Genomic DNA, 26,062 nt, shown 5'->3' with positions numbered 1-26,062 from the left:
CGCGAAGATGCGAAAGGGTGGGCGCATGCGTACCCGACAGCTGGCCTGGCGCCGTCTGACTGCCTGGCTGGTCGACTGGCTCTGCATCCTGATCCTGCCGGCTGTACTCGTGCCGATCGGCCTGCTCGTGCACAGCGCGGGTGTCGACGTCCCCGGGTGGGTGCTCAACCTCGGCGCGTTCCTCATCCTGATCGTGCCGGTGACCTGCTGGCTGGCCTGGTGCGAGTCGGGACCGCACCAGGCCACTCCCGGCAAGCGCCTCCGCGGCCTCAGGGTGGTCGGCCGACTAGGCGAACGAGCCACCTTCGGTCGCACGCTCGTACGGAATTCCCTGAAGGTCGCGCTGCCCTGGGAGCTCGGGCACACGGTCGCTTACGGGTTCGCGGCCGGCTCCGAGGGCGCCTGGCTGACCGTCCTCACGATCCTCACGTACGGCGTACTGCTCGCCTGGCTCTGGTCGATCCTCCTACCGCGAACTCCGTACGACGTATTGAGTGGCACCCAGGTGATTACCGCACCAGCACGGTGATCCGCTGGGCCGAGTTGTTCGCGAAGCCGCCGCGGTTCCACGGCGCCTCGATCGGCTGCACCCGGCCGCTCTCGTCGTACCCGCGGACCGTCAGCACGTGCTCGCCCGGACGCGCGTCCCAGTCGTACTCGAAGCCACGCCACGCAAGGTCGTCGCTCGCGGCATCGAGTTTCGCGTCCTGCCAGCTGACTCCGGCGTCGACGCTGACCTCGACCCGCTCGATCGGGGCCCACCCCGACCACGCCCGGCCCTGCAGCGTGACGGTGCCTGCGGCAACGAACCGGTGGCGGCTCATGAAGTCCGGGTGGCCGGGCGGGATCAGCAGTGCGCGCGGCTCGATCCGGGTCACCGCGACGCCGTCCTCGCCCGACTCCTGGCGGAACCGGTAGGCGACCGCGTTCTGGTACCCGGCGAACTCGTGGTCGATCACCTCGATCGATCGCAACCACTTCACGCTGGCCATGCCGTACCAGCCGGGCACGATCAGCCGCAGCGGATACCCGTGCTGCGGCGGCAGCGGCATCCCGTTCATCTCCCAGGCGACCAGCGCGCCGGCCTCGAGTGCTTCGGCGACGGTCAGCCCGCGCTGGTAGTCCTGCTCGACCCCGCGCTCGAAGCCGTGGTCCGCGCCGGTGAAGACGACGTCCACCGCGTCCTCGCGCAGTCCGGCCGCGCGGAGCAGGTTCGCCAGCGGTGCACCGGTCCACTCGGCCGTGCCGACGGCCTCCATCAGCCAGGGCTGACTGATCGGCCGCGGATGCAGCCCGGCACGACCGTTGCCCGCGCACTCCAAGGTGACCCGGACGGTCTCCCGCCCCATCGCCCGCAGCTCGGTCAGCCCGAAAGACAGTGGTTGCTCGACGCAACCATCAACTGTCAGCCGCCAGGTCGACGCGTTCGTGGCCGGGATGTCGTAGTGCACCAGCACGTAGTGCAACCCGGGCGGCGTCAGTTCGTACCGCAACGCCTCCAGCGGGATCCCGTGATTCCGGGCCGCCAACTGCAACTCGTCGCCGGTGATCCCCTCACCCGTGTCGGCCAGCCGCCCCTTGGTACTGAAATGCTCGATCGACATCACAAGGCCCCTTTCCCCCAGCTGTCAGCCTAATTCAAACCTCACTACCAGTCATCGCCCGGTGTGGCGTCCGGTCTCCGGTCAGAGCCAGCCGTTGTCGTTGGCTATCCGGACCGCTTCGGCCCGCGTCCGGGCGCCGGTCTTGCCGATGGCGGCGGAGAGGTGGTTGCGGACGGTCCCCTCAGAGAGGTGGAGCTCGCGCGCGATGTCCGCGACGGTGCCCCCTTCGCGAGCGGTCCGCAGTACGTCGGACTCCCGAGCGGTCAGCGGGCTCGTGCCCGCCACGAGGGTCTCAGCGGCCAGCGACGGGTCGACCACCCGGAGCCCCTGGCTGACCCGCCGTACAGCATCGGCCAACTGCGCGGCAGGGGTGTCCTTGACGACGAATCCCGCAGCGCCGGCCTCCATAGCGCGGCGCAGATACCCCGGCCGGCCGAACGTGGTCACCATCAGCACCCGAACCCCCGGTACTGCGGACCGCAGCGCGGCGGCTGCCTCGATCCCGTCCAGCCCGGGCATCTCGACGTCCAGGAGAGCCACGTCCGGCTTCGAACTACGAGCGGCTTCGACGACCTCGTCGCCCCGGCCGATCTGGGCCACCACCTCGAGATCCGGTTCCAGGTCCAGCAGCGCGGCCAGGGCTCCCCGGACGAGTGCCTGATCGTCCGCGATCAGCAGTCGGATGCTCACGGGTCAACTCTGACAGCCAGCCGGAACCCACCGTTCGGCGCGGTCCCGACGGTCACGGTCGCGCCGGTCTGGTTCGCCCGCTCACGCAGCCCGATCAGCCCGTGCCCGGACATCTCACCGCTGGGAGTCGGTCCCTTGCCGTCGTCGATCACCTCGATCGACGACTTGCCGAGCTCGATCCGGCATCGCTTGGCGCCCGAATGCCGGATCACGTTCGTGACTCCCTCGCGCACCACCCAGGCGAACAGCTCGCGGTTCTTCTCCGGCACCTCGTCCACCGTCGTCGGGAGGTCCGCCCTGATCTCAGCCGCCTGCAGCGCCGCCCGGGCAGCCACCAGCTCGCCTGCAAGACTCAACTCGCGGTACCCCGCAACAGCCGCCCGTACGTCGGCCAGCGCCGCGCGTGCGAGTTGTTCCACATCGGCGACCTCGGCGGCCGCACGGTCCGGATTGGCCGGGATCAGACGCCCGGCCAGCTCGGCCTTCACCGTGATCACCGTGAGCGAGTGCCCGAGGATGTCGTGCAGGTCCCGCGCGAACCGGTTCCGCTCCTCCTGCACGGCCAGTTCGGCGAAGTCCTTCCGGGCCTCGGCGAGCTCGACGCTGCGCAGGATCGCCCGCCGCAGCCCGAACACCGCCAACCCGCCGAGCACGATCGAGAATCCGTACGTGCCGTCGTCGTGCCAGCCCGGGACCAGCCGCAGGGAGATCTCGACGAGCGCCAGCAGCGTCAGCCCGAGGAACACCCCGGCTCGCAGGGGGAGCAACATCATGCCCAGCGCCTCGACGTACACGAGGGTGGTCAGACTGCTCTCGCCCGCGGCCGGGATCATCAGCGCGGTCATGGCGAGCAGGGCGACGAGGAAGCCGATCCGCACGACGACCGGCAGTTGCGTGCCCTGACGGTTCTGGTAGCGGGCCCAGCCGAAGAATCCGAGGTAGCCGAGCGCGAAGAGCGCCAGCGCGGCGATCCCGAGCACCCGCTCGGCCATCTCCCGGTGCTTCAGGATCTCGCCGAGCGGCTTGCTCAGGAAGACCAGCCAGACCCCCGCGAACAGCCAGCCGATCCCGGCGCGCCGGCGGAGGTCCCCGAAGGGTCCCGGCACCGGCCCGTCCGGGATCGGCTGGTTGATGAACGTCACGCTGTCACGCTATCTGTCGGGGTCGAAGGACCGGAGTCAGGCGCGGGCGGTGTCGGCGCGGAAGCGGCGCAGGCCGATGGCGCCGAGCACCACGGTCCAGCCGAGCACCACCAGCAGGGCGTGCATGTCGAGGCCGCTCTGCGACAGCGCGCTGCGGGAGCTCAGCCCGGTCCAGTACGCCGGGGTGAACTCGGCGATGTGCTTCATCAGCGAGGGCATCGACTCGACCGGCAGCCACAGTCCACCGAAGGCGGCGATCAACATGGTGGTCAGACCGGTGATCGGCTGGACGCTGTCGGGCTTCGCGACGTATCCGATGACCAGGCCGAGCCCGGCGAACGGCAGGGCGCCCAGCCAGGAGACGAGCGCCACCGAGGCCCACTGGCCGGCGCTCAGGTGCACGTGGCCGAAGATCATTCCGGCCGCGAACACGACCACCAGCGGCGGGATCGCCAGCAGCAGCGACAGGATCACCTTGGTGACCACGTAGGCCTGCGGCTTCAGCGGGGTGAGCCGCAGGGTCCGGTTCCAGCCGCCGTCGCGTTCCATCGCGATCACGCCGCCGCTGCTCATCGCGGCGGACAGCGAGCCGAACATCGCCATACTGACCATCACGTAGGCGATCGCGGAGATGCCGGCCTCCGTGTCGGTCTGCTTCAGGCTCATCCCGAAGATGACGAAGAGGATCAGTGGCATGAGGATCGAGAAGATCAGCACCCGGCGGTTGCGCAGCGTGCGCTTGATGTCGAAGAGCAGGTAGTCGAGGTTCATGCGAGGGTCTCCTGTTCGGCGCTGATCGCCAGTACGGCGTCCTCGAGGTCGGCCGAGGTCACTTCGATGTCATGGGCGGAAGTGTTGGAAAGCAGGTAGCGCAGGGTGTCGTCGGAGTCGGCGCACTGCAGCAGTACTACGTCGCCACGCGTCTCCACCGTCCGTACTCCGGGGAGCGCGGCGAGGGTGGCCAGGTCAGCGCCGGGCACGGTGGCCCGGATGGTCCGGCCGGACACGCTCGCCTTGATCTGTGCGGCGGTGCCGTCGGCGGTGACCTTGCCGTCCCGCATCAGCACCACGCGGTCGGCGTACGCGTCGGCCTCTTCGAGGTAGTGGGTGGCGAACAGCACGGTGCGGCCGCGCGCGGTCTCGGCGTGCATCGAGGCCCAGAAGTCCCGGCGCGACTCGACGTCCATCCCGGTGGTCGGCTCGTCCAGCACGATCAGGTCGGGCTGCGGGATGATCGCCATCGCGAATCGCACCCGCTGCTGCTGACCGCCGGACAGGCCCTTCATCTTGCGGTCGGCCAGGTCCGCGATCCCCGCGCGGTCGAGTGCCTCCTTCACCGGCAGCGGCTTGCGGTGCAGCCCGGCGACCAGGGTCAGCAGCTCGCCCACCTTGGCGTCCTCGATGATCCCGCCGCTCTGCAGCATCACGCCGACCTGGCCCGCGGCGATCGCGTCGACGGCAGAGGTACCGAAAACCTGCACGCTGCCCTGGTCGGGCCGGACCAGGCCGAGCAGCATCTCGATCGTGGTCGACTTGCCCGCGCCGTTCGGGCCCAGCAGCGCCACCACTTCGCCCGACCGGATGGTGAGGTCCACCCCGGCCACGGCCTGGACTGTGCCGTACTCCTTGGTCACGCCGCTCAGGGTGACCGCAGTCGTTGTCGTCATACCCAGAAGCTTGCTGGCGCACGGCGTACCGGCCCTGGTTCGGCCGTCACGACGTACCCATGACATCCGTCAGCCGCACATCAGGGTCGCCCGTCAGGGCCGACCTCAGGGGCCGTCAGATGTCGGGGGCTTCGGAGCGGGGGGTGCGGGTGATGGCGATGGAGGCGCCGACGACGCAGGCCATGCCGATCAGTTGGATGGGCGCGAGGCGCTGGCCCAGGATCAGGTAGCCGGCAGTGGCGCCGACGGCCGGCTCGAGGCTCATCAGGACGCCGAACACGGCCGGCTTCATTCGGCGCAGGGCGAGGGTCTCCAGGGAGTAGGGGAGAACCGAGGAGAGCAGGGCGATCGCGAGTCCGAGGGTGAGGGAGTGCCAGTGCAGGAGTTCGGCGCCTGCGCTGCTGATGCCGATGGGTACGGTGATGAGCGCGCTGACCACCATCGCGAGCGCCAGACCGTCGAGCTGGGCGAACCGGCGGCCGGTCTCGGCGCTGAGCAGGATGTAGCAGGCCCACAGGGCGCCGGCCAGCGCCGCGAAGCCGATGCCTACCCAGTCGACGGCCTCGAGCTCCTGCCCGTTCACCAGTACTACGCCCAGGGCGGCCGCCGCGACGGCGATCAGGTCGCGGCGCTTCCGGGACATCGCGGCTGCGAGTCCGAGCGGTCCGATGAACTCGATGGTGACGGCGACGCCGAGCGGGAGCCGTTCGAGCGACAGGTAGAACGACAGGTTCATCAGGCCGAGCACGATGCCGAAGGCAACCACCGCGAGCAGGTCGCGTTTGGTCCGGTTCCGCAGCGACGGGCGGGCGATCAGCAACAGGATCGGGACAGCCATCGCGAGCCGGAGCGCAACGGTGCCCGGGGCCCCCAACGTTTGGATCAGCTTCGCCGCCAACGCCCCGCCGAACTGGACGGAGACGACCCCACCCAGCACCATCGCCGTCGGCGGCACCCGCAATGTACGCACAAATCGATCAGATCACGCCGCTCCGGTGCCGCCGTGCCAGGCCCGGGGTGTGGACGGCGGACGCCCAGCCCATCAATCACCAGGGATCGGCCGGAGGAGACCTCCGTGTCGAGCGCGGACGGTGCGTGGTGGGCGCCGATTGATGGGGTGGGGGTCCGCGGGTCAGCCGCGGAGGGCGTCGAGGCCTCGCCAGAGGAGTTCCTGCAGGGTGGTGGCCAGTTTCTCCGGGGTGGGGGAGCCGCCGTTCTGGGTTCGCCAGATGGCGAGGCGTTCGGTGGCGCCGGAGATGGACTGGGCGACGATCTGGATCTGCTCCTCGTCGATCGCCCGGTCCGCCGGCAGGTTGAGCCGGACCATCGTCGCGATCAGTTCGACGAAGTCGGCCCGGACCTCGTCCGCGGCCTGTGCGGCGGGACCTGCCGAGAGCATCCCCTCGTCGACGATCACCGACCACGCCCGCGGATGCTCGTCGAGGAACGTGAACCAGGCGACGAACCCGGAGTACATGGCGTCCTCCGGATCGCTCGCCCCGAGCACCGCGTCGGAGACGGCGTCCAGCAGTTGCGCCCGGAGTCGGGACAGGCAGGCGAGGAACAGGCCGTCCTTGGAGCCGTAGTACTGGTAGACGAGCGGCTTGGAGACGCCGACGGCGGCCGCGATCTCGTCCATCGAGGTGCCCTGATACCCGCGCTCGCCGAAGATCCGCTCGGCCGCGTCGAGCATCTCCCGCTCGCGGGCCGCGCGGTCGCGGCGCCGCTTGACCGGTACTGCGCTGTCAGCGGCCGGGGTGGTCGAGGTCACTTGCGCAGTCTAACTGACTCCGAGTAACTTACTGGGAGTAAGTTCACTCTCGCCCCGGAGGTTCCGATGGCAGCCGCGCAGGATCACCAGCCCCGCACCGAAGCTCAGAAGCACCGCATCGTGGTGATCGGGACCGGGTTCGCCGGGATCGGGATGGCGGTCCGCCTGAAGCAGGCCGGCTACCACGACTTCGTCGTACTGGAGCGGGCCGATGATGTCGGCGGCACTTGGCGCGACAACACGTACCCGGGCTGCCGGTGTGACGTGCCGTCGCACCTCTACTCATTCTCGTTCGCACCGAACCCGGACTGGTCGAGCACGTTCTCCCCGCAGCCCGAGATCGAGGCGTACCTGCGGAAGGTGACGGACGGGTTCCGCGTCCGGCCGCACATCCGCTTCGGCCACGCCGTCGAGTCCGCTCACTGGCAGGGCGACCACTGGCTGATCCACACGAACCAGGGCGACTTCACCGCGGACCTGCTGCTCTCCGGGATGGGCCCGCTCGCCGAGCCGTCGTACCCGAAGCTCGCGGGAATCGAGTCGTTCGAGGGCGACGTCTTCCACTCGGCGCAGTGGAACCACGACCTGGACATGAGCGGCCGCAAGGTGGCCGTGATCGGCACCGGCGCGTCGGCGATCCAATTCGTGCCGGCGATCCAGCCGGACGTCGAGGAACTCCACCTTTTCCAGCGCACACCGCCGTGGGTGATGCCGCGCCCGGACCGCAAGATCAGCGGCGTCGAGAAGGCAATCTACCGACGGTTTCCCCTTGTGCAGAAGGCCGTCCGGGCCGGCATCTACTGGGGTCGTGAGTCGCTCGTGCTCGGCTTCGCCAAGCTCCCGGCGATCATGAAGCAGGGGCAGAAGATCGCCGAGCGGCACCTCCAGCAGCAGATCCGCGACCCTGAACTGCGCACCAAGCTGACGCCGGAATTCACCCTCGGCTGCAAGCGGGTGCTGATCTCCGACGACTACTACCCGGCGGTCGCGCAGCCGAACGTCGAGGTGGTCACCGATCCGATCCTCGAGGTCACCCCGACCGGCATCGTCACCGAGGACGGCGTGAAGCACGAGGTCGACACGATCATCTACGGCACCGGCTTCCGGGTCACCGACCTGCCGGTGATGGACATGCTGCACGGCCGCGACGGCCGGACCCTGCGCGAGGTCTGGGCGCACGGAATGGAGGCCCACCTCGGCACGGCGATCGCCGGCTTCCCGAACTTCTTCCTGCTGATCGGCCCGAACACCGGCCTCGGTCACAGTTCGATGGTGTTCATGATCGAGTCCCAGATCGCCTACATCCTCGACGCGATCCGGACGATGGACGCGAACGGTCTGCGCGAGGTGGAGGTCCGCCCCGAGGTGCAGCGCGAGTTCGTCGACGGGGTCCGCTCGTCGATGCGCAACACGGTCTGGACCCGCGGCGGCTGCACGAGTTGGTACCTCGACGCCGAGGGCCGCAACACCACACTCTGGCCGTCCTTCACGTTCCGCTTCCGCCAGTTGACCAGGCACTTCGACCGCAGCCAGTACTTGACCCGCTGACGCCCTGGCTATGTGACATCGATCGTGTTACATTCGATCGGTCATATAGCGAGCTGATCGGAGGGCGCCGTGGCGCTGCTGATTCCAATGCACGGTATCGGCGGACGAGGGGACCTCCCGGTGCCGTTGTGGCTGGCGGTCTACTCGGCGGCCGCGGCGGTCGCGGTGTCCTTCTTCGCGCTGGCAGCCTTCTGGTCCCGGCCGCGCTTCGAGCTGACCGCCGGTACGCCGCTCGCCCGGCTGACGCGGATCGTCGACGCTCGCGCGACCCGGTGGTTCCTCAAGGTCATCGGGCTGGCGGCGCTCGCGCTGCTGCTCGGCTCGGCGTGGTTCGGCAGCAGTTCGCCAAGCCTCAACCCGGCGTCGACCTGGCTCTACGTCTGGATCTGGGTCGGCATCATCCCGCTTTCGCTGCTCTTCGGCCCGATCTGGCGGCTCGCCAACCCACTGCGCACTCTTGCGGCCCTCATCCGGCGCAAGACCTACCGCGACCTCCCTGACAGCATCGCTTACTGGCCGGCAGTCGCGGGACTGGCCGGGTTCCTCTGGCTGGAACTCGCCTACCCGGACGGCTCCGAGCCGCTGGTGGTCGCGATCTTCGTGACGACCTACACGCTCGTGAATGTTGCCGCCGGCATCGTCTACGGCCCGCGCTGGTCCTCGATCGGCGACAGCTTCGAGGTGTACGCCGAGGTGCTCGCCAAGCTGAGCCAGATCGGTCGCGACGACCAGCGCCGGCTCGTACTGCGGAACCCGCTCGCCGGGCTGGCCACGATCCCGCAGGAGCCGGGCATCGTCGGACTGCTCTGCCTGTTACTCGGCTCGACCGCCTTCGACGGCATCAGCCGGTGGTCCGCCTGGACGAACCTCACCGGCGAACTCGGCCGCGCGGGACACATCGCAGTACACACGGCTGGTCTGCTCGCGGCGGTCGCCGTGGTGTCCGGGTTGTTCGTGCTCGCGGCGCGGGCTACCGGCGTCGCGCAGGTCCGGCCCGGGGCTGTGGGCAACGCCGGGCTGCCCGGGGCGTTCGTGCACTCGCTGGTGCCGATCGCGATCGGGTACGCCGTCGCGCGCTACTTCTCGTTCGCGATGTTCCAGGGCCAGGAAGGGGTGCTGCTGGCAACGGATCCGTTCGGCCGCGGCTGGGACCTGCTCGGTGCCGGTGACACGAGCATCGACTACGCCTTCCTGGGTACCGGGCTGATCGCGAGGGTCCAGATCGGCGCGATTGTGCTCGGACATGTCACAGGGGCGGTGTCCGCCCACGATCGCGCCGCTGGGCTCTTCCGGCGGCGGCAGCTGCGGCGCGCGCAGTACCCGATGCTCGCGGCCATGGTTGCCTTCACGGCCGGTGGGATCGCGCTGGTGACGGCCTCATGATCGTCCTGCACCTGGGTGGCATTCCCGAGACCGCGATGTTCCTCGGCCCGATCCTGCTGATCATCGCCTTCCTGAAGATCGCTCGGCGCAACGAAGCGGGCGCGGTGGACGACGAGGACGACTGGGACGCCGACCTCGGCGATCTCACCCCGCCGGACGAGAACCCGTCAGCGCCGGCCATGCCACAGAGTGGACAGCGGTTCAGCGGACCTTGACCGCGACGGCTGCGCCGTTCCTGACATTGCGGCCGTCGCTCACCTCGACGTGATAGCCGACCGATTGGCCGCTCTTCACACCCGTGTCGGTGAACGTCGTCACCGTGGGTTTCGTCCACGAGTACGAGTAGCGGGACCAGCTACCGACCTTCGTGGTACCCCGCTACAGGGTGTAGGTCAGCGAGATGTTGTCCACGTCGACCACGGTAGGGAAAGTGACCGTCGTCTGGTTGGGGCGCTTGCTGGACGCCTTCGGCGCGACCGGCAGACCCGGCCGCGCACCGCCCGGGGGGTTGGTGAACCGGGTGAGGCCCTGCTGCCCCACGCCGTTCACGCGAGTGAAGTCGCCGCCGACCCAGAGGTCGTTGCCGCCGGACGCGAACGCCAGCGGGCCGACCTCCGTGGTGCCGCCAGCGTCGGTGTTCGGGTACCACGGGCCGAGCTTGCCGTCGATGGCGTTCTCCACCAGCAGGTGGTGCATGCCGGTCTTGTCGGGGAAGCCGCCGTCCTGGCTGCAGTCGTGCGCGTGCGACCCCTTGTAGAGCCAGTTGCCCATCGCCTTGATCGCCTCGGTCGCGCCCAGGCAGTTGCTCTGCCACACCAGCTTGCCGTTCGTCGCGTTGGCAGCCAGTACGCCGTCGTAGCAGCCGATGCCGCTGCCGGCGTTGGCGACGAAGACCTTGTCGCCGAGGGTGTCGATGTCCTTGACCCGACTCGTGCAGTCGGGCGACGCCTCCGGGATCGCCTCGGATGCCGGCATCGAGTAGGCGTTGCCGGTCGTGGTGCTCACCATCGCCAGCGCGTTGTGGTCGTTGTCCTTGAGCGTGGTGAAGCCACCGCCGACGAAGACGCGGGTGCCGTCGTCGGACACGTCGATCGCGTAGACCTCGTCGTCGGCATCCGGGTTCCACGCCAGCAGGTCGCCCTGGATCAGCCGGACCGCGGCCAGCCGGTTGCGGACCTGGTTGTCCAACCGGCCGAAGGAGCCGCCCAGGAAGACCCGGTTGCCGGAGATCGCCAGCGCCTTGACGCGGTAACCGACCACCGGGTCCCAGGCGGAGACGATCCGGCCGGTCGCCACGCTGAACATCGCGATGTGTTGGCGGGGCAGGCCGTTGACGGTGGTGAAGTCGCCGCCGATCACCACCCAATTGCCGTCCGGGCTGGTCGCGATGCTCCAGACCGCGCCGTTGAGCCTCGGCGCGAAGGTGGTCGGCGCGCCGGTGGTGCGGTTGAACGCGGCGATGTAAGTGCGGGCCGCCTCACCCTGTCCGGCCGGTTTGCCTGGCTGGCGGATCCGGGTGAACAGGCCGCCGGCGTACACCGTGTTCCCGGCGACGGCGAGTGCGTTCACGCTGGCGTTGGTCTGCCACGACGTCTGCTTGATCGCGGACACGGCCGAGGCGAAGCCCGTCGTGGCTGCCTCCACCGGTGGCCCGGAGGGGATCAGCGCCGCGGCGAGCACGGCGGCAGCGGTCACGACTGCAAGAACCAGCTTCTTCATCAAACGTCCTCAGGGCGGGCCGACGGGCTCTTGTGATCAAGCGTGGTGACTGAGTGCTGTCACACGATAACTGTCCGCTGAACGTTTTGAAGTGTCGGGTCAGCCGGTGGAGGAGGCGGTGTCCGGGGGAAGGCCGAGTTCTTGGTAGGCGGCGATCTCGATCTCGCGGCCCATCGCCTCGCGGAAAGCGGCGACGAGGGCCTGGCCGGCCAGCGGGATGATGTTCTCCAGGGTGCGCTGGATCTCGGGCCAGCCGTCGGCCGGCATCCGGGCGTCGGCGAACTGGCGCCAGACCGTACCGCGGAACAGCTCGACGTAGATCTTGGCGACCTCGTCGGCCTGGTGGAACAGCTTCGGCAGCATCTCGAAGATCGCCTCCAGCGGGACGCCGAGCTTGATCACCTCGAGGCCGGTGCGGAGGAGATCCGGGTTCGGGATCCGCAGCCGGCCGTCGTCCTGCCGCTCGGCGATGCCCAGCTCGACCAGCTTGGCGATGGTGGCGGCGTTGTGCGGGATACCAGCGCGCTCGGCCAGTTGGAGCTCGGTGATCACCTCGGGCTCGGTCGGCGTCCACGGGCTGACCAGCGTCTCGAAGACCCCCAGCGCGAGCGCGCCGTCGGGGAGCTCGCTCATCATCCGCTCGACCGCGGACAGCGTGTAGCCCTTGTCGAGCAGCTCGCGGACGAGCGTCAGCCTGGCCACGTGGTCGGCGCCGTAGTACCCGGTGCGGCCGGCCAGGCGAGGCGGCGGGATCAGCCCGCGGCCGGCGTACGCGCGCACGTTGCGGACCGTCATGCCCACCTTGGCGGCGAGCTGGTCGACCGTGAACTCCTCGCTGGCCGACTCCGCCGGCATCTGTCCTCCCACCCTTGACAGTGTTGCAGACTCCACGTTACATATCTTATGTAACATTATTCATGGCGCATGCTGACTGTAAGGCCTAGCGAGGGGAGTGCCGATGTCCGTCCCGCTGGCGACTTCGACCGGAACCGCGACGTTCGACCAGATCGCGATCGTCACCGGCCTCGTCTCGCTGCTGTACCTCGCACTCGCCGTGCTCCTGTGGCGCGAACGCACCGGAAGGCCCACGCTGGTAGGGAGACTTGCGGACACCATCGGGAGACTGGACGGAGTCCCCCGATGGGCCGCGATCACCCCGTACCTGCATGCGGTCTCGCTGCTCGCCTGCGCCTTCGGGGTCTGGTGGGACATCGCGGTGCACATCGACAAGGGCCGCGACACCGGCCCGTTCGGCACCCCCGCGCACTACCCGATCTTCTTCGGCATCCTCGGCGTGATCGTGTCCGGCGTGCTGCCGATCGCGCTCGCCCGCAAGCCGCTGCCCGCCCGGACGATCAAGCTGACCAAGGGCTGGCGGATCCCGTGCAGTGCGGCGCTGGTGACGTTCTGCGGCACGTTCGCACTGGTCGGGTTCCCGATGGACGACGCGTGGCACCGGCTGTTCGGCGAGGACGTCACCCTGTGGGGTCCGACGCATCTGCTGATGATCGGCGGCGTGGTGTTGTCGATCTTCGCCCGGCTGCTGGCGTCCGCCGAGGTCGAGCAACTGGTCGGCATCAACCTGCGCCGCCGGTTCCAGGAGATCGTTGCCGTCGGCGCCTTGCTGATCGCCTGGGACCTGTTCAGCACCGAGTTCAACTACGGCGTGCCGCAGTTCCCGTTGATCCTGCAGCCGATCCTGATCGTGTTCGGCGCCGCGCTGGCGTTCACGCTGCTGCGTGCCCGGCGCGGTCCCGGTACGACGTTCGGTGCGCTGGCCGTCTACCTGATCATCCGGGGCGGTATCGCCTGGGCGGTGAACCAGCCGCTGGGGGAGATCCTCGGCCACTTCCCGCTGCTGATCGTCGAGGCCGTCATCGTCGAGGTCGTCGCGCTTGCCCTCGGCAACAAGAACCGTTTCCGCCTGGGCCTGGTCTCCGGCGCGCTGATCGGGACCGTCGGCGTGCTCGCGGAGTACTGGTGGAGCACAGTGTGGATGCCGATCCCGTGGCCCTCGTCGATGATCCCGTCCGCCTTGGGCTTCGGGGTGGTCGCCGGGATCGGCGCGGGTCTGGTCGGCGCCTGGCTGGCCACCCGGTACGCCGAGGTCGCGGGCGAGGTTCGAGCCACCCCGTCGGTACGCCGTACTCACCAGCTCGGCGCGATCGGGCTGGTCGCAGTACTGGCGGCTCTCTTCTTCTGTGTACCGCGGTCGGCTGATCCCGGGGTGAGCGGGACGGTCACGCTGGATCGGGTGGCCACCGGTGCCGAGCCGACGGCGTACGTGACGGTGAAGCTCCAGCCGGCCGACGCCGCGGTGGATGCGCGCTGGTTCGAGGCCATGTCGTGGCAGGGCGGCGGGTTCATGACGCACCGGATGATGAAGGTTGCCGACGGCATCTACCGGTCGGCCGAGCCGTTGCCGATGTACGGCAAGTGGAAGTCGATGGTCCGGCTGCACCAGGGACAGCGGGATCTGGTCGCGATGTGGGTCTACGCACCCGAGGACCTGGCGATCCAGAAGCCGGCCGTGCAGGTTTCGGACGGGCAGACGGTCGAGTTCATCGGCGAGCAGCAGGTGCTGCGCCGGGAGGAGCGGACCGACGTACCACGCTGGATGTGGAACGGCGGCTATGCGCTGCTGGCGGTGGTCGGGTCGCTGGAGATCCTCGGGATCGCCTGGCTCGTCGGTCGAGGTGCTCGCGGTGGACGGATGCGTGCCGCGCACCTGGAATCGCAGGAGCGGGCGAGGGAGATTGCGTGACCGGCTTGCGGACCAAGCAGCAGCGGCGCGAGGGTGGACTGGGCGAGTGGACTGACAAACTGGGGAAGATATGACGATTCAGGCGGACCGTGCCGGGGTGGTGACTCCGGACGGCGTGCGGTTGCACGTGGAGACCAGTGGGTCGGCGGATGCGCCGGTGACCGTGGTTCTCGCGCACGGCTGGACGTGTTCGACCCGGAGCTGGCACCACCAGCTCGACGGGTTGCCGCGGGTGCTCGGCTCGTCCGCAGTACGCGTCGTCGCCTACGACCACCGCGGGCACGGGCGGTCCGATGCCGCACCGGCTGGGACCACCCGGATCGAGCAGCTGGCCGATGATCTCGTCACCGTGCTCGACGAGGTCGTCGGGGACGGGCCGGTCGTCTACGCAGGCCACTCGATGGGCGGGATGACCTTGATGGCGCTGGCGGACCAGCACCCGGAGTTGTTCGGCTCGCGGATCGCCGGTGCGGCGCTGGTGAGTACGTCGTGCGGGCAGATCTCCTCGCGCGCGTTCGGGCTGCCCGCGCGGTTCGACGGTGCCGCGGCGGCGGTCGCGCCGCGGGCGATGAACCTTGCAGGCGAACGTATCGAGCGCCGTGCTCTGCGTCGGGCCACTCGGCAGTCCGAAGCTGCTGTACGGGCTCAACGGGCCGCCTGGGTGGAGTTGGCGTCGACGCGGATGCGACGGCCCGCAGTACGGCAACTGGTGTTCGGCAAGAAGGCGGATCCGGCCGAGGTGGACATCCTGATGGCGGATCTGGCGCACACGCCCGGGCGGTCCTTCAGCGGGTTCTTCGAGGCGATCACCCGCCATGAGCTCGGGCATGCGTTGAAGGCGCTCGACGGGATACCGGTGGAGATCATGCACGGCACGCGGGACCGGCTGTTGCCGCCGCGGCACGGCAACCGGATGGCGCACGAACTACCGTCGGCACGGCTGTGGATGTACCCGGGCGCCGGGCACATGCTCATGCAGGAGCGGCCCCGGGATGTGACGCAGCGCCTCGCCTCCCTGGTACGCCGTACCGCCGCCGCCTAGGTACGCCGTACCGCGGCCTGGGCACGCCGTACCGGCCCCTCCCAGGTACGCCGTACTGCGGTCGCGGGGTTGCGGGGGTTGGCCTAGATCGCGCGCATGCGGTTGTTGCGGGCGTTGTGCTCGACCTCGGCGAGACCGAGTGCCTCGAGCACCGGTGGCACGTAGTTGGCGAACCGGCCGCGGAAGCCCTTCTTGAGCCCGTACCATCCGCCGACCGGGTTGTCGTCGGCGCGAGCCCAAGCCTCGACGGTCCCGGGCGCGGCAGGCTTCTGCTCGTCCGCGTTCCCCAGCGGCATCCAGTCCCCGTACCCCTTGAGCATCTCGTGCAGGTCGTCGATGCACCGCAACTGGTAGCTCAGCTTGGTGCTCCCCACCTGGCACATCAACGCCGGCGGATCCGCCGTCTCGTCCCGATACACCTGGTACTGCGAGCCGCCCGGCGGCGTACTCACTGTCCAGGGGTCCTCTTTCGTCCCCGACCCGGTGAAGGCCATCGCCGTTCCCTCCCTTGGTTGTCCGTCAACCTTCGGTTACCGTAACACCGAAGTTACCGAGTTCGGCAGGGTCGGAGAGGGGTCGGGACGATGTCGGAGCCAGCCAGTCGATCGCCGGCCGACCGTGCGGGAGGGGCCGCCGTACCGGCCGAGGGCGGGCGTGCGCTGGAGGCGCTCGGGGATGCGAACCGGCGGGCGATCGTGGAGATCCTGGGGAGCGGTGCGTTGTCGGTGCAGCAGATCGCCGAGCGGTTGCCGATCAGCCGCCCGGCGGTGTCGCGGCATCTCCGGCTGCTCAAGGAGGCCGGCCTGGTCGACGACGAGCCGGACGGTACTCGACGTGTGTACCAACTCAGAGCCGCCGGGGTGGAAGCGATCCGCGACTACTTCGCCGAGGTCTGGGGTGCCGCGTCCACCCGCTTCCGTATCGTCGCCGAGAACACCGAACCCCGCGATCACCACGGCTCCGGGGTCGATCGCCGCGGGTCCGGGGGAGGGGGCACATGATCGAGCCGCTGGTGGTCGAGTTCGAGGTCGCGGCGCCGGTGACGCACGCGTTCGACGTGTGGACCGGACGGTGCGCGACCTGGTGGCCGCCGAGCCACACGGTCAGCGGCAACCCCGACGCGATCACCTTCGAACCACGCCCGGGCGGCCGGATCTTCGAGACCTCACCCGCGGGCGACGAACACCTCTGGGGCGAGATCCTCGACTGGGAACCACCCGGGCGCCTGCGCTTCCGCTGGCACCTCTTCTTCGACCCGAGCGAAGCCACCGAGGTGGAACTCACGTTCACCCCGCACCCGTACGGCACCGTAGTACGACTGGAACAGACCGGCTGGGACAAGCTCGGCGAACCGGCCGCGTCCACCCGCCGGGAACGCACGGGCCATGCGTGGTCCGCTATCACCACCCGGTATGCCGCCGCGGTTGGTTCGTCGGAATGAGTAACGCGTCACGGCCGATCGGGGTGCCACTCGCCTAGTGTGGCGAGGTGCAGAATCTGCTTTCGGATGTCGTGGTCGTGGACCTGACCCGGGCGCTCGCGGGACCGCAGGCCGCCATGATGCTGGGGGACCTCGGGGCGCGGGTGATCAAGGTCGAGTCACCCGACGGTGGCGACGACAGCCGGGGCTGGGGGCCGCCGTTCGTCGGGCCTGACGGCGAGCAGGAGTCGACGTACTTCCTCTCCGCCAACCGGAACAAGGAATCCGTCACCGCGGACCTGAAATCGGCCGAGGGCAAGGAGTTCCTGACCGCGCTGGTCCGCAAGTCGGATGTGCTGATCGAGAACTTCCGGCCCGGGGTGCTCGACCGGCTCGGGTTCTCCGTCGAGCGGCTGCACGAGCTCAACCCGAGTCTGGTGATCCTGTCGATCACCGGGTTCGGGCACGACGGACCCGAGGGCGGACGCGCGGGGTACGACCAGATCGCCCAGGGCGAGGGCGGGCTGATGAGCATCACCGGCGCGGTCGAGCCCACCAAGACCGGAGTACCGATCGCTGATCTGCTGGCCGGCATGTACGGCGCTTACGGTGCGCTCGCCGCGCTCCATGAGCGGAGCATCACCGGCAAGGGGCGCGTGGTGCGCACGAGTCTGCTGGCGTCGGTGGTCGGGGTGCACGCGTTCCACGGCACGAAGTGGACGGTGGCTGGTGAACTGCCCGAACGCGTGGGGAACCACCACGCGCAGATCGCGCCGTACGGGATGTACCACACGACCGACGACATCATCCAGGTCGCCGTCGGCAGCGAAGGCCAGTGGCGCACTTTCGCCCCCATCGTCGACTTGGATCCCCTGGACGAGCGCTTCGCCACGAACTCCTCTCGCGTGGCCCACCGCGACGCCCTGACCGCAGCCATCGAGTCCGCCTTCGCCGGGGCTCCCGCCGACGTCTGGCTCGCTCGCCTCTCGGAGGCCGGAATCCCCTCAGGCAAGGTCCGCGACTTCCAACAGGTCTACGAGTGGGACCAAACCCTCTCCCAGGGCCTCCTCATCGAAGTCGACCACCCAACCCTCGGCCGCATCAACCTCCCCGGCCCACCCCTCCGCTTCGACGACAACCCCCACGCCGGCGCCCGCCGGACCAACCTCCCCCCACCCCGCCTGGGCGAACACAACACCTCCGTCAGAGCCTGGCTCGACGAAGGCCGGACCGCCGGCACTCAGTAAGCGGTGCCGTCGGGCTCGGCTCACGCGTGGCGGCCCGGTCCTGGAGCGGCAGTTCGGCGGTTGGTGAGTGGTGGCGGTCCGCGACCCCTTCGATGGGCTGCGGCGACCCTGGTCTCGCGATGGGGTGCGCGGGTGGTGAAGGGGTCACGGTTGGGGGTGGGGTGGGGGTAAGGGGTTGACGGGTTGAGGAGCTCGGGTCTAGCGTCCGGGAAATCGATTACTCACCCGATCGCGGAGGTGCCATGGCCGAGGTCGCCGACCTGGTCCGGATGTCCCGGATCGGCAAGCGGTACGGCGGTGTACAGGCCTGCCGGGAGGTCGACTTCACCCTGGGCGCGGGCGAGGTGCACGCCTTGCTGGGGGAGAACGGCGCCGGCAAGAGCACGCTGATGAAGATCCTGTCCGGCGACGTCACGGAGTACGACGGGCAGATCGAGATCAACGGCCGGAACGTCAGCTTCGCCGGCCCGACGGACGCGCAGGCGGCCGGGATCGCGATGATCCACCAGGAGCTCGACCTGGTTCCCGGGCTGTCGGTCGCGGACAACATCTTCCTCGGCCGTGAGCTCCGCACCCGCTGGAAGACGGTCGACCGCCGCCGGATGGAACGCGAGGCGCGCACCCTGCTCGAACGCAGCGGCGTCGACCTCGACCCCCGCCGCCCGGTCGGCGAGCTTCGCGTCGGCGAGCAGCAACTCGTCACCATCGCGAAGGCGATCTCGCTCGACGCGCGCGTGCTGATCATGGACGAGCCGACCTCCGCGCTCACCACCTCCGAGGTCGAACGCCTCTTCGTGGTGATCCGCGAACTGCGCCGCGGCGGCGTCGGCATCGTCTACATCTCGCACCGGATGGAGGAGATCGCGCAGGTCGCGGACCGCGCGACGGTGCTGCGCAACGGGCAGTTCGTGACCAGCTTCGATCCGCGCAGGCTCAGTACCACGGAGGTGGTCGAGGCGATGGTCGGACGCCCCGTGCAGACCATGTTCACCACCCCCGACGCGGCCGCCGGCGACGAACTCCTCCGCGTCGACAACCTCGTCCTCAAACCACGCCGTCCCCGCCCCGGCCGTCGCGACCCCGACGGCATCTCCCTGACGGTCCGCTCCGGCGAGATCGTCGGCCTCGCCGGCCTGCTCGGCGCGGGCCGCACGGAGTTGCTCGAGACCCTGTACGGCGTTGCGCCGGGCGGGTCACGCTCCGGGCGAATCGTCCTGCAGGGCAAGGAGATCCAGCCTCGCAGTCCGCGGCACGCATTGAGCCAGGGGATCGGGTTCGTCCCGGAGGACCGGCGCACCTCGGGGCTCGTGCTCTTCCACTCGATTCTGGCGAACACCGTCGTCTCCAGCCTCCCGTCGTACGGGCGGCTCGGGGTGATCGCACGGCGGATGGAGCGCGCGGCATCGGTACGGATGGCCGATCGGCTGCGGCTGAAGTTCGGCCGGCTGCAGGACGACGTGGGGACGCTGTCGGGCGGGAACCAGCAGAAGGTCGTGTTCGGGCGGATGCTGCTGACCGAACCGCGGCTGCTGCTGCTCGACGAGCCCACCCGCGGCGTCGACATCGGCGCCAAGTCCGAGATCTACCGCCTGCTGGGCGAACTGGCCGGGCAGGGCATCGGAGTACTGCTGGCTTCGTCAGAGCTGCCGGAGCTGGTCGGTGTCTGCGACCGCGTGGTCGTACTGCGGGACGGGCGCGACGTGGCGTCGTTCAGTACGGCCGACTCGAGCGAAGGCGATCTGCTCGCTGCCGCTATGGGAGACCGTGCCGAATTCGAAGGCAGGGCCGTGTTCGAAGAGGTCGGAGGACCGCAGTGACCAACGCTCAGGACAAATCGGCAACGGCACCGGCGGACGCCGACCGGCAGGCGGAAGCTGTCCCGCCGACGGCGGCGGGGACGACGACGGCCGTGAGCGCCGCGAAGGCGCCGACGGCGGTCGCCGAGAGCTCGGGTGGTGTGGTCGCGACGCTGTTCCGGTTCCAGAGTGTGTTCGGGCTGCTCGCGGTGTTCATCGCGGCGATCATCTTCTCGCCCCGGCGCGACGGCGAGATCCTCTTCCTCAGCGCGGACAACCTCGCCAACGTCGTCCGCGCGGTCTCCGAGATCGGCATCATCGCCGTCGGGATGACGTTCGTGATCCTGATCGGCGGCATCGATCTCTCGGTCGGCGCCGTGCTCGGCCTGGCCGCGGTCGGCTCCGCAGTACTGATGGTCGAGAACGACTGGGGTTTCCTGCCGTCGATCGTCGTGGTGCTGGCGATCGGCCTGGTCTTCGGCGCGCTGCAGGGCATGGCCACGGCGATGATCGGGATCCAGTCCTTCATCGTGACGTTGGCGGGCCTGCAGATAGCCAGAGGATTAGCCCGGATCTGGTCCGACGGCCAGGGCGTGGCCATCGCCTATGGCAACGGTCCGAACGAGGCGCCGGACTCGTTCGCGATCCTGGGCGAACGCACCTTCGGCGGCCTGGTCCCGATCCCGGTGCTGATCTTCGCGGTGGTCGCGATCGCCGCCATCGTCTTCCTCCGGGTCAGCGCTTTCTCCAGACACCTGTACGCCGTCGGCGGCAACGAGAAGGCGGCTCGTCTGTCGGGTGTGCCCGTGATCCGGGTCAAGATCGCGGTGTTCGCGATCTGCGGGCTGCTCGCCTCGCTGGCCGGCATCGTGCACGCGGTCCAGCTGAACCAGGGCAGCCCGAACGACGGCATCGGCTACGAGCTCGACGCGATCGCCGCGGTGGTGATCGGCGGGACCAGCCTGGCCGGCGGCCGGGGATCCGTCGCGGGCACGGTGGCCGGCGCGCTGCTGCTCGGAGTACTGAACAACATCCTCGCCCTCAACAACATCGACTCCAACATCCAGCTCCTGATCAAGGGACTCGTGATCGTCGCCGCGGCCGCGCTGCAACGGCTCCGTCCCGCTTCGTGACGCTCCGCCCAGAGAAAGGCTCGACATGCGAAACCTGAAAGCCCCGCTAGCCGCCGCGGCCGTTGCCGCCCTGGTACTCGCCGGCTGTGGAACCACCAGTGAACGAACCTCGGCCGAGCCGCAGGCCGGCAGTTCGAAGGAGTGCAAGGGTGCCGACGGCAAGTACACGATCGGGATGAGCCAGGCGAACGTCGCCGAGCCCTACCGGCAGCGGATGGACGACGACATCAAGGCGGCAGCCAAGGACGTGCCGCAGTTCGATGTGAAGTTCGCCGACGCGGCGCAGGACAACGCCAAGCAGGTCGCCGACGTGGAGAACTACCTCACCCAGCAGATCGACCTGCTGATCATCAGCCCGAACGAGGCCAAGCCGCTCACCGCGGTGGTGAAGAAGGCCTTCGACAAGGGCATCCCGGTGATCGTGCTGGACCGCAAGGTCGAGGGTGACGCGTACACCGGCTTCATCGGTGGCGACAACGTCGAGATCGGTACCGCGGCCGGCAAGTTCGTGGCCGAGAAGCTGCTGCCGAGCGGCGGCAACGTGGTCGAGATCAAGGGCCTGGCCGGCGCCACCCCGCAGGCCGAGCGCAACCAGGGCTTCGCGGCCGGGATCAAGCCGAACCCGAAGATCAAGATCATCGCCACCGCCAGCGGCGACTGGCTGCGCGAGAAAGGCCAGGCGCAGATGGACGCGCTGCTCAAGGCCAACCCGAAGATCGACGTGGTCTACGCGCACAACGACCCGATGGCCGAGGGCGCGTACCTGGCGGCGAAGGCGGTCGGCCGGGAGAAGGAGATGAAGTTCATCGGCATCGACGCGCTGCCGATCCCGTCCGGCGGCATCAAGGCCGTCGAGCAGGGCCGCCTGAGTGCGACCTTCACCTACCCGACCAACGGCAAGGAAGCGATCGCCGCGGCGAAGAAGATCCTGGTCGACTGCGGCACGATCGAGAAGACCCAGACCCTCCAGACCCGCCTGATCGACAAGTCCAACGCCGCCTCCATCTACGCCGAAGAAAACCCCACCGGCTGACCCACCCCGCGATGCCCTGGCGTCCGGAGAAGTGCGGACCCCGCTCCGCGCTTCTTCGGACGCAAGCCGTCGTCAGCCGCGGTGGGAGGAGCCGCGTTCGATCAGGCGAGCACCAAGGGTGGTAGTGGTGGCAGGGCGGCTGTTGTCGGCGATTCTTGCCAGTAGCAACCTCGCGGCCACGGTGCCGATCTCGTACGCCGGCTGGGCGACCACCGAGAGCGGCGGATCCACCAGTTCCGCCCAGGGCGCGTCATCGAAGGCAACCATCCCGACATCCCTGCCCGGCCGGATCCCGTGCTCCTGCAGCGCCTGTAGAACACCCACCGCCATCGCGCTGTTCGCGACGAGCAACGCGTCCGGCGGCTCGGCCTGGTCGAGCAGATCCTGCGCCGCCCGCCGAGCCCCCGCCGCCTTGTACTCCGTACGCCGTACCAGCTTGGTCGTGCTGCGGAGACGGGCGGCCTTGAGCGCGTCGCGATACCCCGCGAGCCGGTCGTCCGCAGTACGGACGCCGAGTGGTCCGGTGATACAGCCGATCCGGTCGTAGCCCTGGGCAATCAGGTGCGCGGTTGCCTGCCTCGCGGCGAGCCTGGTGTCGACCAGCACGACGTCGCTCTCCTGCTCCGGCAGCGGCCGGTCCACCGCCACGAACGCAGTACCGCGGCTGGTCAGCTTCTCGACGCTGGTCGTCGTACCGCTGGGGGACAGGATGACGCCGGCGACGCGTTCCTGGATCGCGATGTCGATGTAGCGGTTCTCCTTGTCGGCGCTCTCGTCGGAGTTGCACAGCACGACGGAGTAGCCGACCTCGTGCGCGACGTCCTCGACGCCGCGGGCGATCGCGGTGAAGAACGGGTTCTCGACGTCGGAGATGATCAGCGCGACGACCGCGGCCTCCTGCCGCCGCAGGTTCCGCGCCGGGCCGTTCGGCTGGTAGCCGAGCTCCTCGGCGGCCTCGCGGACCCGGGCAGCCAGGTCGCGATCGACGGTGGACTTGCCGTTCAGCGCCCGCGAGACGGTGGCCGTGGAGACCCCGGCCCGGGCCGCGACATCACTGATGGTGGCCACGTCCGCCCTCCCTTCGACGCCTCAGGGTAGCCTGCGAGTAAAGGATTACCCAGCCGATCCGGGTGAACGCAATGTACGGAACCTGCGGGCGGTCCGGGCGTCGTGAGAAGATCGCGGGCGTGACTGCCTTGCCGAGCGTTTCCTACTCCATCACCGTCCGCCTCGAGGTCCCCGCCGGTGGCTCGACGGTGAGCAAACTGACGACCGCCGTCGAGCAGGCCGGTGGCCTCGTCACCGCCCTCGACGTGACGGCCTCCGGCCACGAGCGGCTGCGCATCGACGTGACCTGCGCGGCCGCCGACACCGAGCACGCCGGCCGCCTGGTCGAGGCGATGCGGGCGGTACCGGGCGTCGAGATCGGCCGCGTCTCCGACCGGACCTTCCTGATGCACCTCGGCGGCAAGATCTCGATGGAGGCCAAGCACCCGATCCGCAACCGCGACGACCTGTCGATGATCTACACCCCGGGGGTGGCGCGGGTCTGCCTGGCCATCGCGGCCAACCCCGACGACGCCCGCCGGCTGACGATCAAGCGCAACAGCGTCGCCGTGGTCACGGACGGCTCCGCGGTACTCGGGCTCGGCAACATCGGCCCGAAGGCCGCCCTGCCGGTGATGGAAGGCAAGGCTGCCCTGTTCAAGCGGTTCGCCGGGATCGACGCGTGGCCGCTGTGCCTGGACACCCAGGACACCGAGGCGATCATCCAGGTGGTCAAGGCGATCGCGCCCGGGTTCGCCGGCATCAACCTGGAGGACATCTCCGCGCCGCGCTGCTTCGAGATCGAGGCCCGGCTGCGCGAGGAACTGGACATCCCGGTCTTCCACGACGACCAGCACGGTACGGCGGTCGTCGTACTGGCCGCGCTCTTCAACGCGCTGCGGGTGGTCAACAAGGAGATCAGCAACGTTCGGGTGGTGATGTCCGGCGCTGGTGCGGCCGGTACGGCGATTCTCAAGCTGCTGACCGCCGCGGGAGTCAAGGACGCGATCGTCGCCGACATCGCGGGGGTCATCCACCTGGAGCGTGACGGGCTGTCCCCGGAGCTGCGCTGGATCGCGGAGAACACCAACGCCGCGAAGTACAGCGGCGACCTGAAGGGCGCGCTGTCCGGGGCCGACGTGTTCATCGGCGTCTCGGCACCGAACATCCTGAACGGCGACGACATCGCCACCATGAACGAGGACGCCATCGTGTTCGCGCTGGCCAACCCGGATCCCGAGGTCGACCCGGCGGCGGCGCACGAGCACGCGGCCGTGGTCGCGACCGGCCGGAGCGACTTCCCGAACCAGATCAACAACGTGCTGGTCTTCCCGGGCGTCTTCCGCGGTCTGCTGGACGCGCAGTCCTCCTCGGTGTCGATCGAGATGGAACTGGCCGCCGCCCGGGCGCTGGCCGGTGTGGTCACCGACGACGAGCTGAACGCGGACTACATCGTGCCCAGCGTCTTCCACCCGGAGGTGCACACGATGGTCGCGCACGCCGTTCGTGACGCCTGCGGAGGCAAGGCGCCGGCGGCGGAAGTGTTCCCGGACGACTCCCCGTCACTTTGAGCACGACCGCTGTGAAGTCGTCCGGCCCGCGTGCAGTCTGGCGGGTCCGGTTGTGGCGGGCCGCGTTCGTGCTGGCCTGCCTGATCCACCTGTACGGGCTGTACTCGCCGCACCAGGCCGGACCCGAGGCGAGCTTCCCGCTCGAGGACAAGCTGGCCCACCTGCTGCTGTTCGGCTCGGTCGCCTACCTCGGCCTGCGCGTCGGCGTACCGGCTCGGTGGTTGCTTCCGGTGCTGGCCGCGAACACGATCGTCAGTGAGCTGGTCCAGCATTTCCTGCTGCCGCAGCGCAGCGGGGATCCCCTGGACACGGTCGCGGATCTCTGCGGGCTGGCGCTAGGTGCCTGGCTGGGCTTTCGGGCTCTGCGGGCCCAAAAGGTTGCCGGGCACGACATGATGGGTGCATGACGGCCTCGACCCTGACCGGTTCGCTGCTGGTGGCGACCCCGTTGCTCGACGAGCCGCCCTTCCGCCGCTCGGTGATCCTGCTGCTGGACCACGACGAGGACGGCGCACTCGGGGTGGTCGTCAACCGTGCCGCCGACCTGGAGGTCGACCGGGTGCTGTCCGACTGGTCGACCACCGTCAGCGAGCCGGGCGTGCTCTTCATGGGCGGCCCGGTAGGCACCGACAGCGCCCTCGCCGTCGCCGAGGTGATCGAGTCCGCCGACCCACCGGGCTGGCGCGGATGCTTCGGCCGCATCGGCCTGATCGACCTGGACGTCCCACCCGCCCTGCTCGAAGGCGCGATCCAGCGAATGCGCATCTTCGCCGGCTACGCGGGCTGGAGCAGCGGCCAACTCGAAGGCGAGATCACCGAAGGCGCCTGGTACGTCGTCCCCTCCGAACCCGACGACGTCTTCAGCCTCCACCCCGACAGCCTCTGGCGCCGAGTCCTCCGCCGCCAAGGCGACCAAATGGCGTATCTGGCCACGTATCCAGACGACCCCACGCAGAACTAACTGGTACTGCCCCACGCGGCTCCTACGCCGCTCGCTCCCACCCAACCCCGGCCCGCGGCTGCTCCGTCGCCGCTCAGCGAATGCCGGGTAGCCGCAGCGGAGCGAACAATCGCCGGACGGGCTCGGGGTGGTTCGCCGATACGCCCCGCGTACTTCGCGCCGCACGGCGAGGCGGTCTCGTCCCAGGCCGCCGCGAGGCTGTCAGGCCCGGCTCGTCTGACAGGAAATCCACCTCGAGCTGCTGCTCCGGCACTGCTGTACCGAACAACAGGAAGAGGTCGCTCGCGAGGTCAACCTCCACACCTATCCAGACGGTTGAGGGGCGCAGAGAACGCAGTACTTCCTGTCGTTGTGTACGCCGCTTGCCCGTCCTCAGCGATTGCGGCGCGCGCTTCAACCTTCCAACACCGCTTCGCCCACCCAGAGGCAAGCCCACCTCCACGGCTTGCCCCAGTCGTTGAGGCTCATCGGTCACCAGCTCTCACTCACCCCGCCCCGCGACTCCTCCGTCGGGCACGCGAGTT

At 69.1% G+C, this 26,062-nt stretch carries 26 protein-coding genes; 15 read left to right on the top strand and 11 right to left on the bottom strand.

Annotation, left to right across the window (positions count from 1 at the left end; genetic code table 11):
• The first annotated feature begins 25 nt into the window (after positions 1–25).
• Positions 26–529, top strand: a complete 504-nt coding sequence (locus EV648_RS22570) for an RDD family protein (protein ID WP_158294048.1) — start codon at positions 26–28, stop codon at positions 527–529.
• Here the strand turns inward: EV648_RS22570 and EV648_RS22565 are convergent.
• From EV648_RS22565 to EV648_RS22535, 7 genes are all read right to left on the bottom strand, one after another.
• A complete protein-coding gene (locus EV648_RS22565) occupies positions 510–1,604 on the bottom strand; it encodes a sulfite oxidase (RefSeq protein WP_132295094.1) in 1,095 nt (364 codons plus the stop codon). The genes EV648_RS22570 and EV648_RS22565 overlap by 20 nt on opposite strands.
• Before the next feature lie 81 nt (positions 1,605–1,685).
• The gene (locus tag EV648_RS22560) at positions 1,686–2,294 is read right to left on the bottom strand and encodes a response regulator transcription factor (RefSeq protein WP_132295091.1); all 609 of its coding nucleotides are present in this window, start codon (positions 2,292–2,294) and stop codon (positions 1,686–1,688) included.
• The gene (locus tag EV648_RS22555; RefSeq protein ID WP_132295088.1) at positions 2,291–3,436 is read right to left on the bottom strand and encodes a sensor histidine kinase; all 1,146 of its coding nucleotides are present in this window, start codon (positions 3,434–3,436) and stop codon (positions 2,291–2,293) included. Before EV648_RS22555 ends, EV648_RS22560 begins: the two co-directional genes overlap by 4 nt.
• A 36-nt stretch (positions 3,437–3,472) precedes the next feature.
• Positions 3,473–4,207, bottom strand: coding sequence for an ABC transporter permease (locus tag EV648_RS22550; RefSeq protein ID WP_132295085.1), 735 nt, complete (start codon positions 4,205–4,207; stop codon positions 3,473–3,475).
• On the bottom strand, positions 4,204–5,103 hold the full coding sequence (locus tag EV648_RS22545) for an ABC transporter ATP-binding protein (RefSeq protein ID WP_132295082.1): 900 nt from the start codon (positions 5,101–5,103) through the stop codon (positions 4,204–4,206). Before EV648_RS22545 ends, EV648_RS22550 begins: the two co-directional genes overlap by 4 nt.
• Before the next feature lie 115 nt (positions 5,104–5,218).
• The gene (locus EV648_RS22540; RefSeq protein WP_132295079.1) at positions 5,219–6,073 is read right to left on the bottom strand and encodes a DMT family transporter; all 855 of its coding nucleotides are present in this window, start codon (positions 6,071–6,073) and stop codon (positions 5,219–5,221) included.
• A 162-nt stretch (positions 6,074–6,235) separates the two neighbouring features.
• Positions 6,236–6,874 carry a TetR/AcrR family transcriptional regulator gene (locus EV648_RS22535; protein ID WP_132295076.1) on the bottom strand — a complete coding sequence of 213 codons (639 nt, stop codon included), beginning with the start codon at positions 6,872–6,874 and terminating at the stop codon, positions 6,236–6,238.
• 66 nt (positions 6,875–6,940) lie between these two features.
• Between EV648_RS22535 and EV648_RS22530 the strand changes: the two genes are divergently transcribed.
• From EV648_RS22530 to EV648_RS22520, 3 genes are all read left to right on the top strand, one after another.
• A complete protein-coding gene (locus EV648_RS22530) occupies positions 6,941–8,422 on the top strand; it encodes an NAD(P)/FAD-dependent oxidoreductase (RefSeq protein WP_132295073.1) in 1,482 nt (493 codons plus the stop codon).
• Positions 8,423–8,542: 120 nt separating this feature from the next.
• Positions 8,543–9,805 (top strand): hypothetical protein, encoded by a 1,263-nt coding sequence (locus EV648_RS22525; protein ID WP_241995482.1) that lies wholly within the window; start codon positions 8,543–8,545, stop codon positions 9,803–9,805.
• Positions 9,802–10,020, top strand: a complete 219-nt coding sequence (locus EV648_RS22520; RefSeq protein ID WP_132295070.1) for a hypothetical protein — start codon at positions 9,802–9,804, stop codon at positions 10,018–10,020. The genes EV648_RS22525 and EV648_RS22520 overlap by 4 nt, the downstream gene beginning before the upstream one ends.
• Before the next feature lie 163 nt (positions 10,021–10,183).
• Here EV648_RS22520 and EV648_RS22515 read toward each other — a convergent pair whose 3' ends face one another.
• Positions 10,184–11,524, bottom strand: a complete 1,341-nt coding sequence (locus EV648_RS22515; protein ID WP_241995481.1) for a fibronectin type III domain-containing protein — start codon at positions 11,522–11,524, stop codon at positions 10,184–10,186.
• Between the two features lie 99 nt (positions 11,525–11,623).
• Positions 11,624–12,379, bottom strand: a complete 756-nt coding sequence (locus EV648_RS22510; protein WP_132295067.1) for a MerR family transcriptional regulator — start codon at positions 12,377–12,379, stop codon at positions 11,624–11,626.
• A 103-nt stretch (positions 12,380–12,482) separates the two neighbouring features.
• Here EV648_RS22510 and EV648_RS22505 point away from each other — a divergent pair, with 103 nt between their 5' ends.
• Positions 12,483–14,288: a hypothetical protein gene (locus EV648_RS22505; RefSeq protein WP_132295064.1), complete on the top strand. Its 1,806-nt coding sequence runs from the start codon at positions 12,483–12,485 to the stop codon at positions 14,286–14,288.
• Between the two features lie 70 nt (positions 14,289–14,358).
• Positions 14,359–15,330, top strand: coding sequence for an alpha/beta fold hydrolase (locus EV648_RS22500; RefSeq protein WP_241995480.1), 972 nt, complete (start codon positions 14,359–14,361; stop codon positions 15,328–15,330).
• An 83-nt stretch (positions 15,331–15,413) separates the two neighbouring features.
• Here the strand turns inward: EV648_RS22500 and EV648_RS22495 are convergent, their stop codons facing one another.
• Positions 15,414–15,824, bottom strand: a complete 411-nt coding sequence (locus tag EV648_RS22495) for a DUF6855 family protein (protein WP_132295061.1) — start codon at positions 15,822–15,824, stop codon at positions 15,414–15,416.
• 90 nt (positions 15,825–15,914) lie between these two features.
• On the opposite strand from EV648_RS22495, the gene EV648_RS22490 reads away from it, so the two are divergent.
• The 6 genes from EV648_RS22490 (at position 15,915) to EV648_RS22460 (ending at position 21,959) form a co-directional block, all read left to right on the top strand.
• Positions 15,915–16,331, top strand: coding sequence for a helix-turn-helix transcriptional regulator (locus tag EV648_RS22490; RefSeq protein ID WP_132295058.1), 417 nt, complete (start codon positions 15,915–15,917; stop codon positions 16,329–16,331).
• Positions 16,328–16,771, top strand: coding sequence for an SRPBCC domain-containing protein (locus EV648_RS22485; RefSeq protein ID WP_132295055.1), 444 nt, complete (start codon positions 16,328–16,330; stop codon positions 16,769–16,771). The genes EV648_RS22490 and EV648_RS22485 overlap by 4 nt, the downstream gene beginning before the upstream one ends.
• A gap of 47 nt (positions 16,772–16,818) precedes the next feature.
• Positions 16,819–17,997 (top strand): CaiB/BaiF CoA-transferase family protein, encoded by a 1,179-nt coding sequence (locus tag EV648_RS22480; protein ID WP_132295052.1) that lies wholly within the window; start codon positions 16,819–16,821, stop codon positions 17,995–17,997.
• A 242-nt stretch (positions 17,998–18,239) separates the two neighbouring features.
• Positions 18,240–19,814: a sugar ABC transporter ATP-binding protein gene (locus tag EV648_RS22475; protein ID WP_132295049.1), complete on the top strand. Its 1,575-nt coding sequence runs from the start codon at positions 18,240–18,242 to the stop codon at positions 19,812–19,814.
• Complete coding sequence (locus tag EV648_RS22465) at positions 19,811–20,926, top strand: ABC transporter permease (RefSeq protein WP_241995479.1); 1,116 nt, start codon at positions 19,811–19,813, stop codon at positions 20,924–20,926. Before EV648_RS22475 ends, EV648_RS22465 begins: the two co-directional genes overlap by 4 nt.
• 25 nt (positions 20,927–20,951) lie before the next feature.
• Positions 20,952–21,959, top strand: coding sequence for a substrate-binding domain-containing protein (locus tag EV648_RS22460; RefSeq protein WP_132295046.1), 1,008 nt, complete (start codon positions 20,952–20,954; stop codon positions 21,957–21,959).
• 72 nt (positions 21,960–22,031) lie between these two features.
• Here EV648_RS22460 and EV648_RS22455 read toward each other — a convergent pair whose 3' ends face one another.
• A complete protein-coding gene (locus EV648_RS22455) occupies positions 22,032–23,027 on the bottom strand; it encodes a LacI family DNA-binding transcriptional regulator (protein ID WP_132295043.1) in 996 nt (331 codons plus the stop codon).
• 119 nt (positions 23,028–23,146) lie between these two features.
• On the opposite strand from EV648_RS22455, the gene EV648_RS22450 reads away from it, so the two are divergent.
• From EV648_RS22450 to EV648_RS22440, 3 genes are read left to right on the top strand one after another with little or no spacing between them, the layout of a single operon-like run.
• A complete protein-coding gene (locus tag EV648_RS22450) occupies positions 23,147–24,577 on the top strand; it encodes an NAD-dependent malic enzyme (RefSeq protein WP_132295040.1) in 1,431 nt (476 codons plus the stop codon).
• The gene (locus EV648_RS22445) at positions 24,574–24,984 is read left to right on the top strand and encodes a VanZ family protein (protein WP_241995478.1); all 411 of its coding nucleotides are present in this window, start codon (positions 24,574–24,576) and stop codon (positions 24,982–24,984) included. Before EV648_RS22450 ends, EV648_RS22445 begins: the two co-directional genes overlap by 4 nt.
• The gene (locus EV648_RS22440) at positions 24,981–25,538 is read left to right on the top strand and encodes a YqgE/AlgH family protein (RefSeq protein WP_132187270.1); all 558 of its coding nucleotides are present in this window, start codon (positions 24,981–24,983) and stop codon (positions 25,536–25,538) included. The genes EV648_RS22445 and EV648_RS22440 overlap by 4 nt, the downstream gene beginning before the upstream one ends.
• Positions 25,539–26,062: the final 524 nt, after the last annotated feature.

This window comes from Kribbella sp. VKM Ac-2568 (assembly GCF_004345365.1).
GTDB classification, from domain to species: Bacteria; Actinomycetota; Actinomycetes; order Propionibacteriales; family Kribbellaceae; genus Kribbella; species Kribbella orskensis.
The sequence above is the reverse complement of the archived record's forward strand: the minus strand, read 5'-3'. Positions and strand labels throughout refer to the sequence as shown.

What these genes read in the sequence shown, in the direction of transcription:
- EV648_RS22570 (WP_158294048.1), top strand. Translation starts at nt 26, where the DNA reads ATGCGTACCCGACAGCTGGCCTGGCGCCGTCTGACTGCCTGGCTGGTC.
- EV648_RS22565 (WP_132295094.1), bottom strand. Translation starts at nt 1,604, where the DNA reads ATGTCGATCGAGCATTTCAGTACCAAGGGGCGGCTGGCCGACACGGGT.
- EV648_RS22550 (WP_132295085.1), bottom strand. Translation starts at nt 4,207, where the DNA reads ATGAACCTCGACTACCTGCTCTTCGACATCAAGCGCACGCTGCGCAAC.
- EV648_RS22545 (WP_132295082.1), bottom strand. Translation starts at nt 5,103, where the DNA reads ATGACGACAACGACTGCGGTCACCCTGAGCGGCGTGACCAAGGAGTAC.
- EV648_RS22530 (WP_132295073.1), top strand. Translation starts at nt 6,941, where the DNA reads ATGGCAGCCGCGCAGGATCACCAGCCCCGCACCGAAGCTCAGAAGCAC.
- EV648_RS22520 (WP_132295070.1), top strand. Translation starts at nt 9,802, where the DNA reads ATGATCGTCCTGCACCTGGGTGGCATTCCCGAGACCGCGATGTTCCTC.
- EV648_RS22515 (WP_241995481.1), bottom strand. Translation starts at nt 11,524, where the DNA reads ATGAAGAAGCTGGTTCTTGCAGTCGTGACCGCTGCCGCCGTGCTCGCC.
- EV648_RS22510 (WP_132295067.1), bottom strand. Translation starts at nt 12,379, where the DNA reads ATGCCGGCGGAGTCGGCCAGCGAGGAGTTCACGGTCGACCAGCTCGCC.
- EV648_RS22505 (WP_132295064.1), top strand. Translation starts at nt 12,483, where the DNA reads ATGTCCGTCCCGCTGGCGACTTCGACCGGAACCGCGACGTTCGACCAG.
- EV648_RS22500 (WP_241995480.1), top strand. Translation starts at nt 14,359, where the DNA reads ATGACGATTCAGGCGGACCGTGCCGGGGTGGTGACTCCGGACGGCGTG.
- EV648_RS22495 (WP_132295061.1), bottom strand. Translation starts at nt 15,824, where the DNA reads ATGGCCTTCACCGGGTCGGGGACGAAAGAGGACCCCTGGACAGTGAGT.
- EV648_RS22490 (WP_132295058.1), top strand. Translation starts at nt 15,915, where the DNA reads ATGTCGGAGCCAGCCAGTCGATCGCCGGCCGACCGTGCGGGAGGGGCC.
- EV648_RS22485 (WP_132295055.1), top strand. Translation starts at nt 16,328, where the DNA reads ATGATCGAGCCGCTGGTGGTCGAGTTCGAGGTCGCGGCGCCGGTGACG.
- EV648_RS22475 (WP_132295049.1), top strand. Translation starts at nt 18,240, where the DNA reads ATGGCCGAGGTCGCCGACCTGGTCCGGATGTCCCGGATCGGCAAGCGG.
- EV648_RS22460 (WP_132295046.1), top strand. Translation starts at nt 20,952, where the DNA reads ATGCGAAACCTGAAAGCCCCGCTAGCCGCCGCGGCCGTTGCCGCCCTG.
- EV648_RS22440 (WP_132187270.1), top strand. Translation starts at nt 24,981, where the DNA reads ATGACGGCCTCGACCCTGACCGGTTCGCTGCTGGTGGCGACCCCGTTG.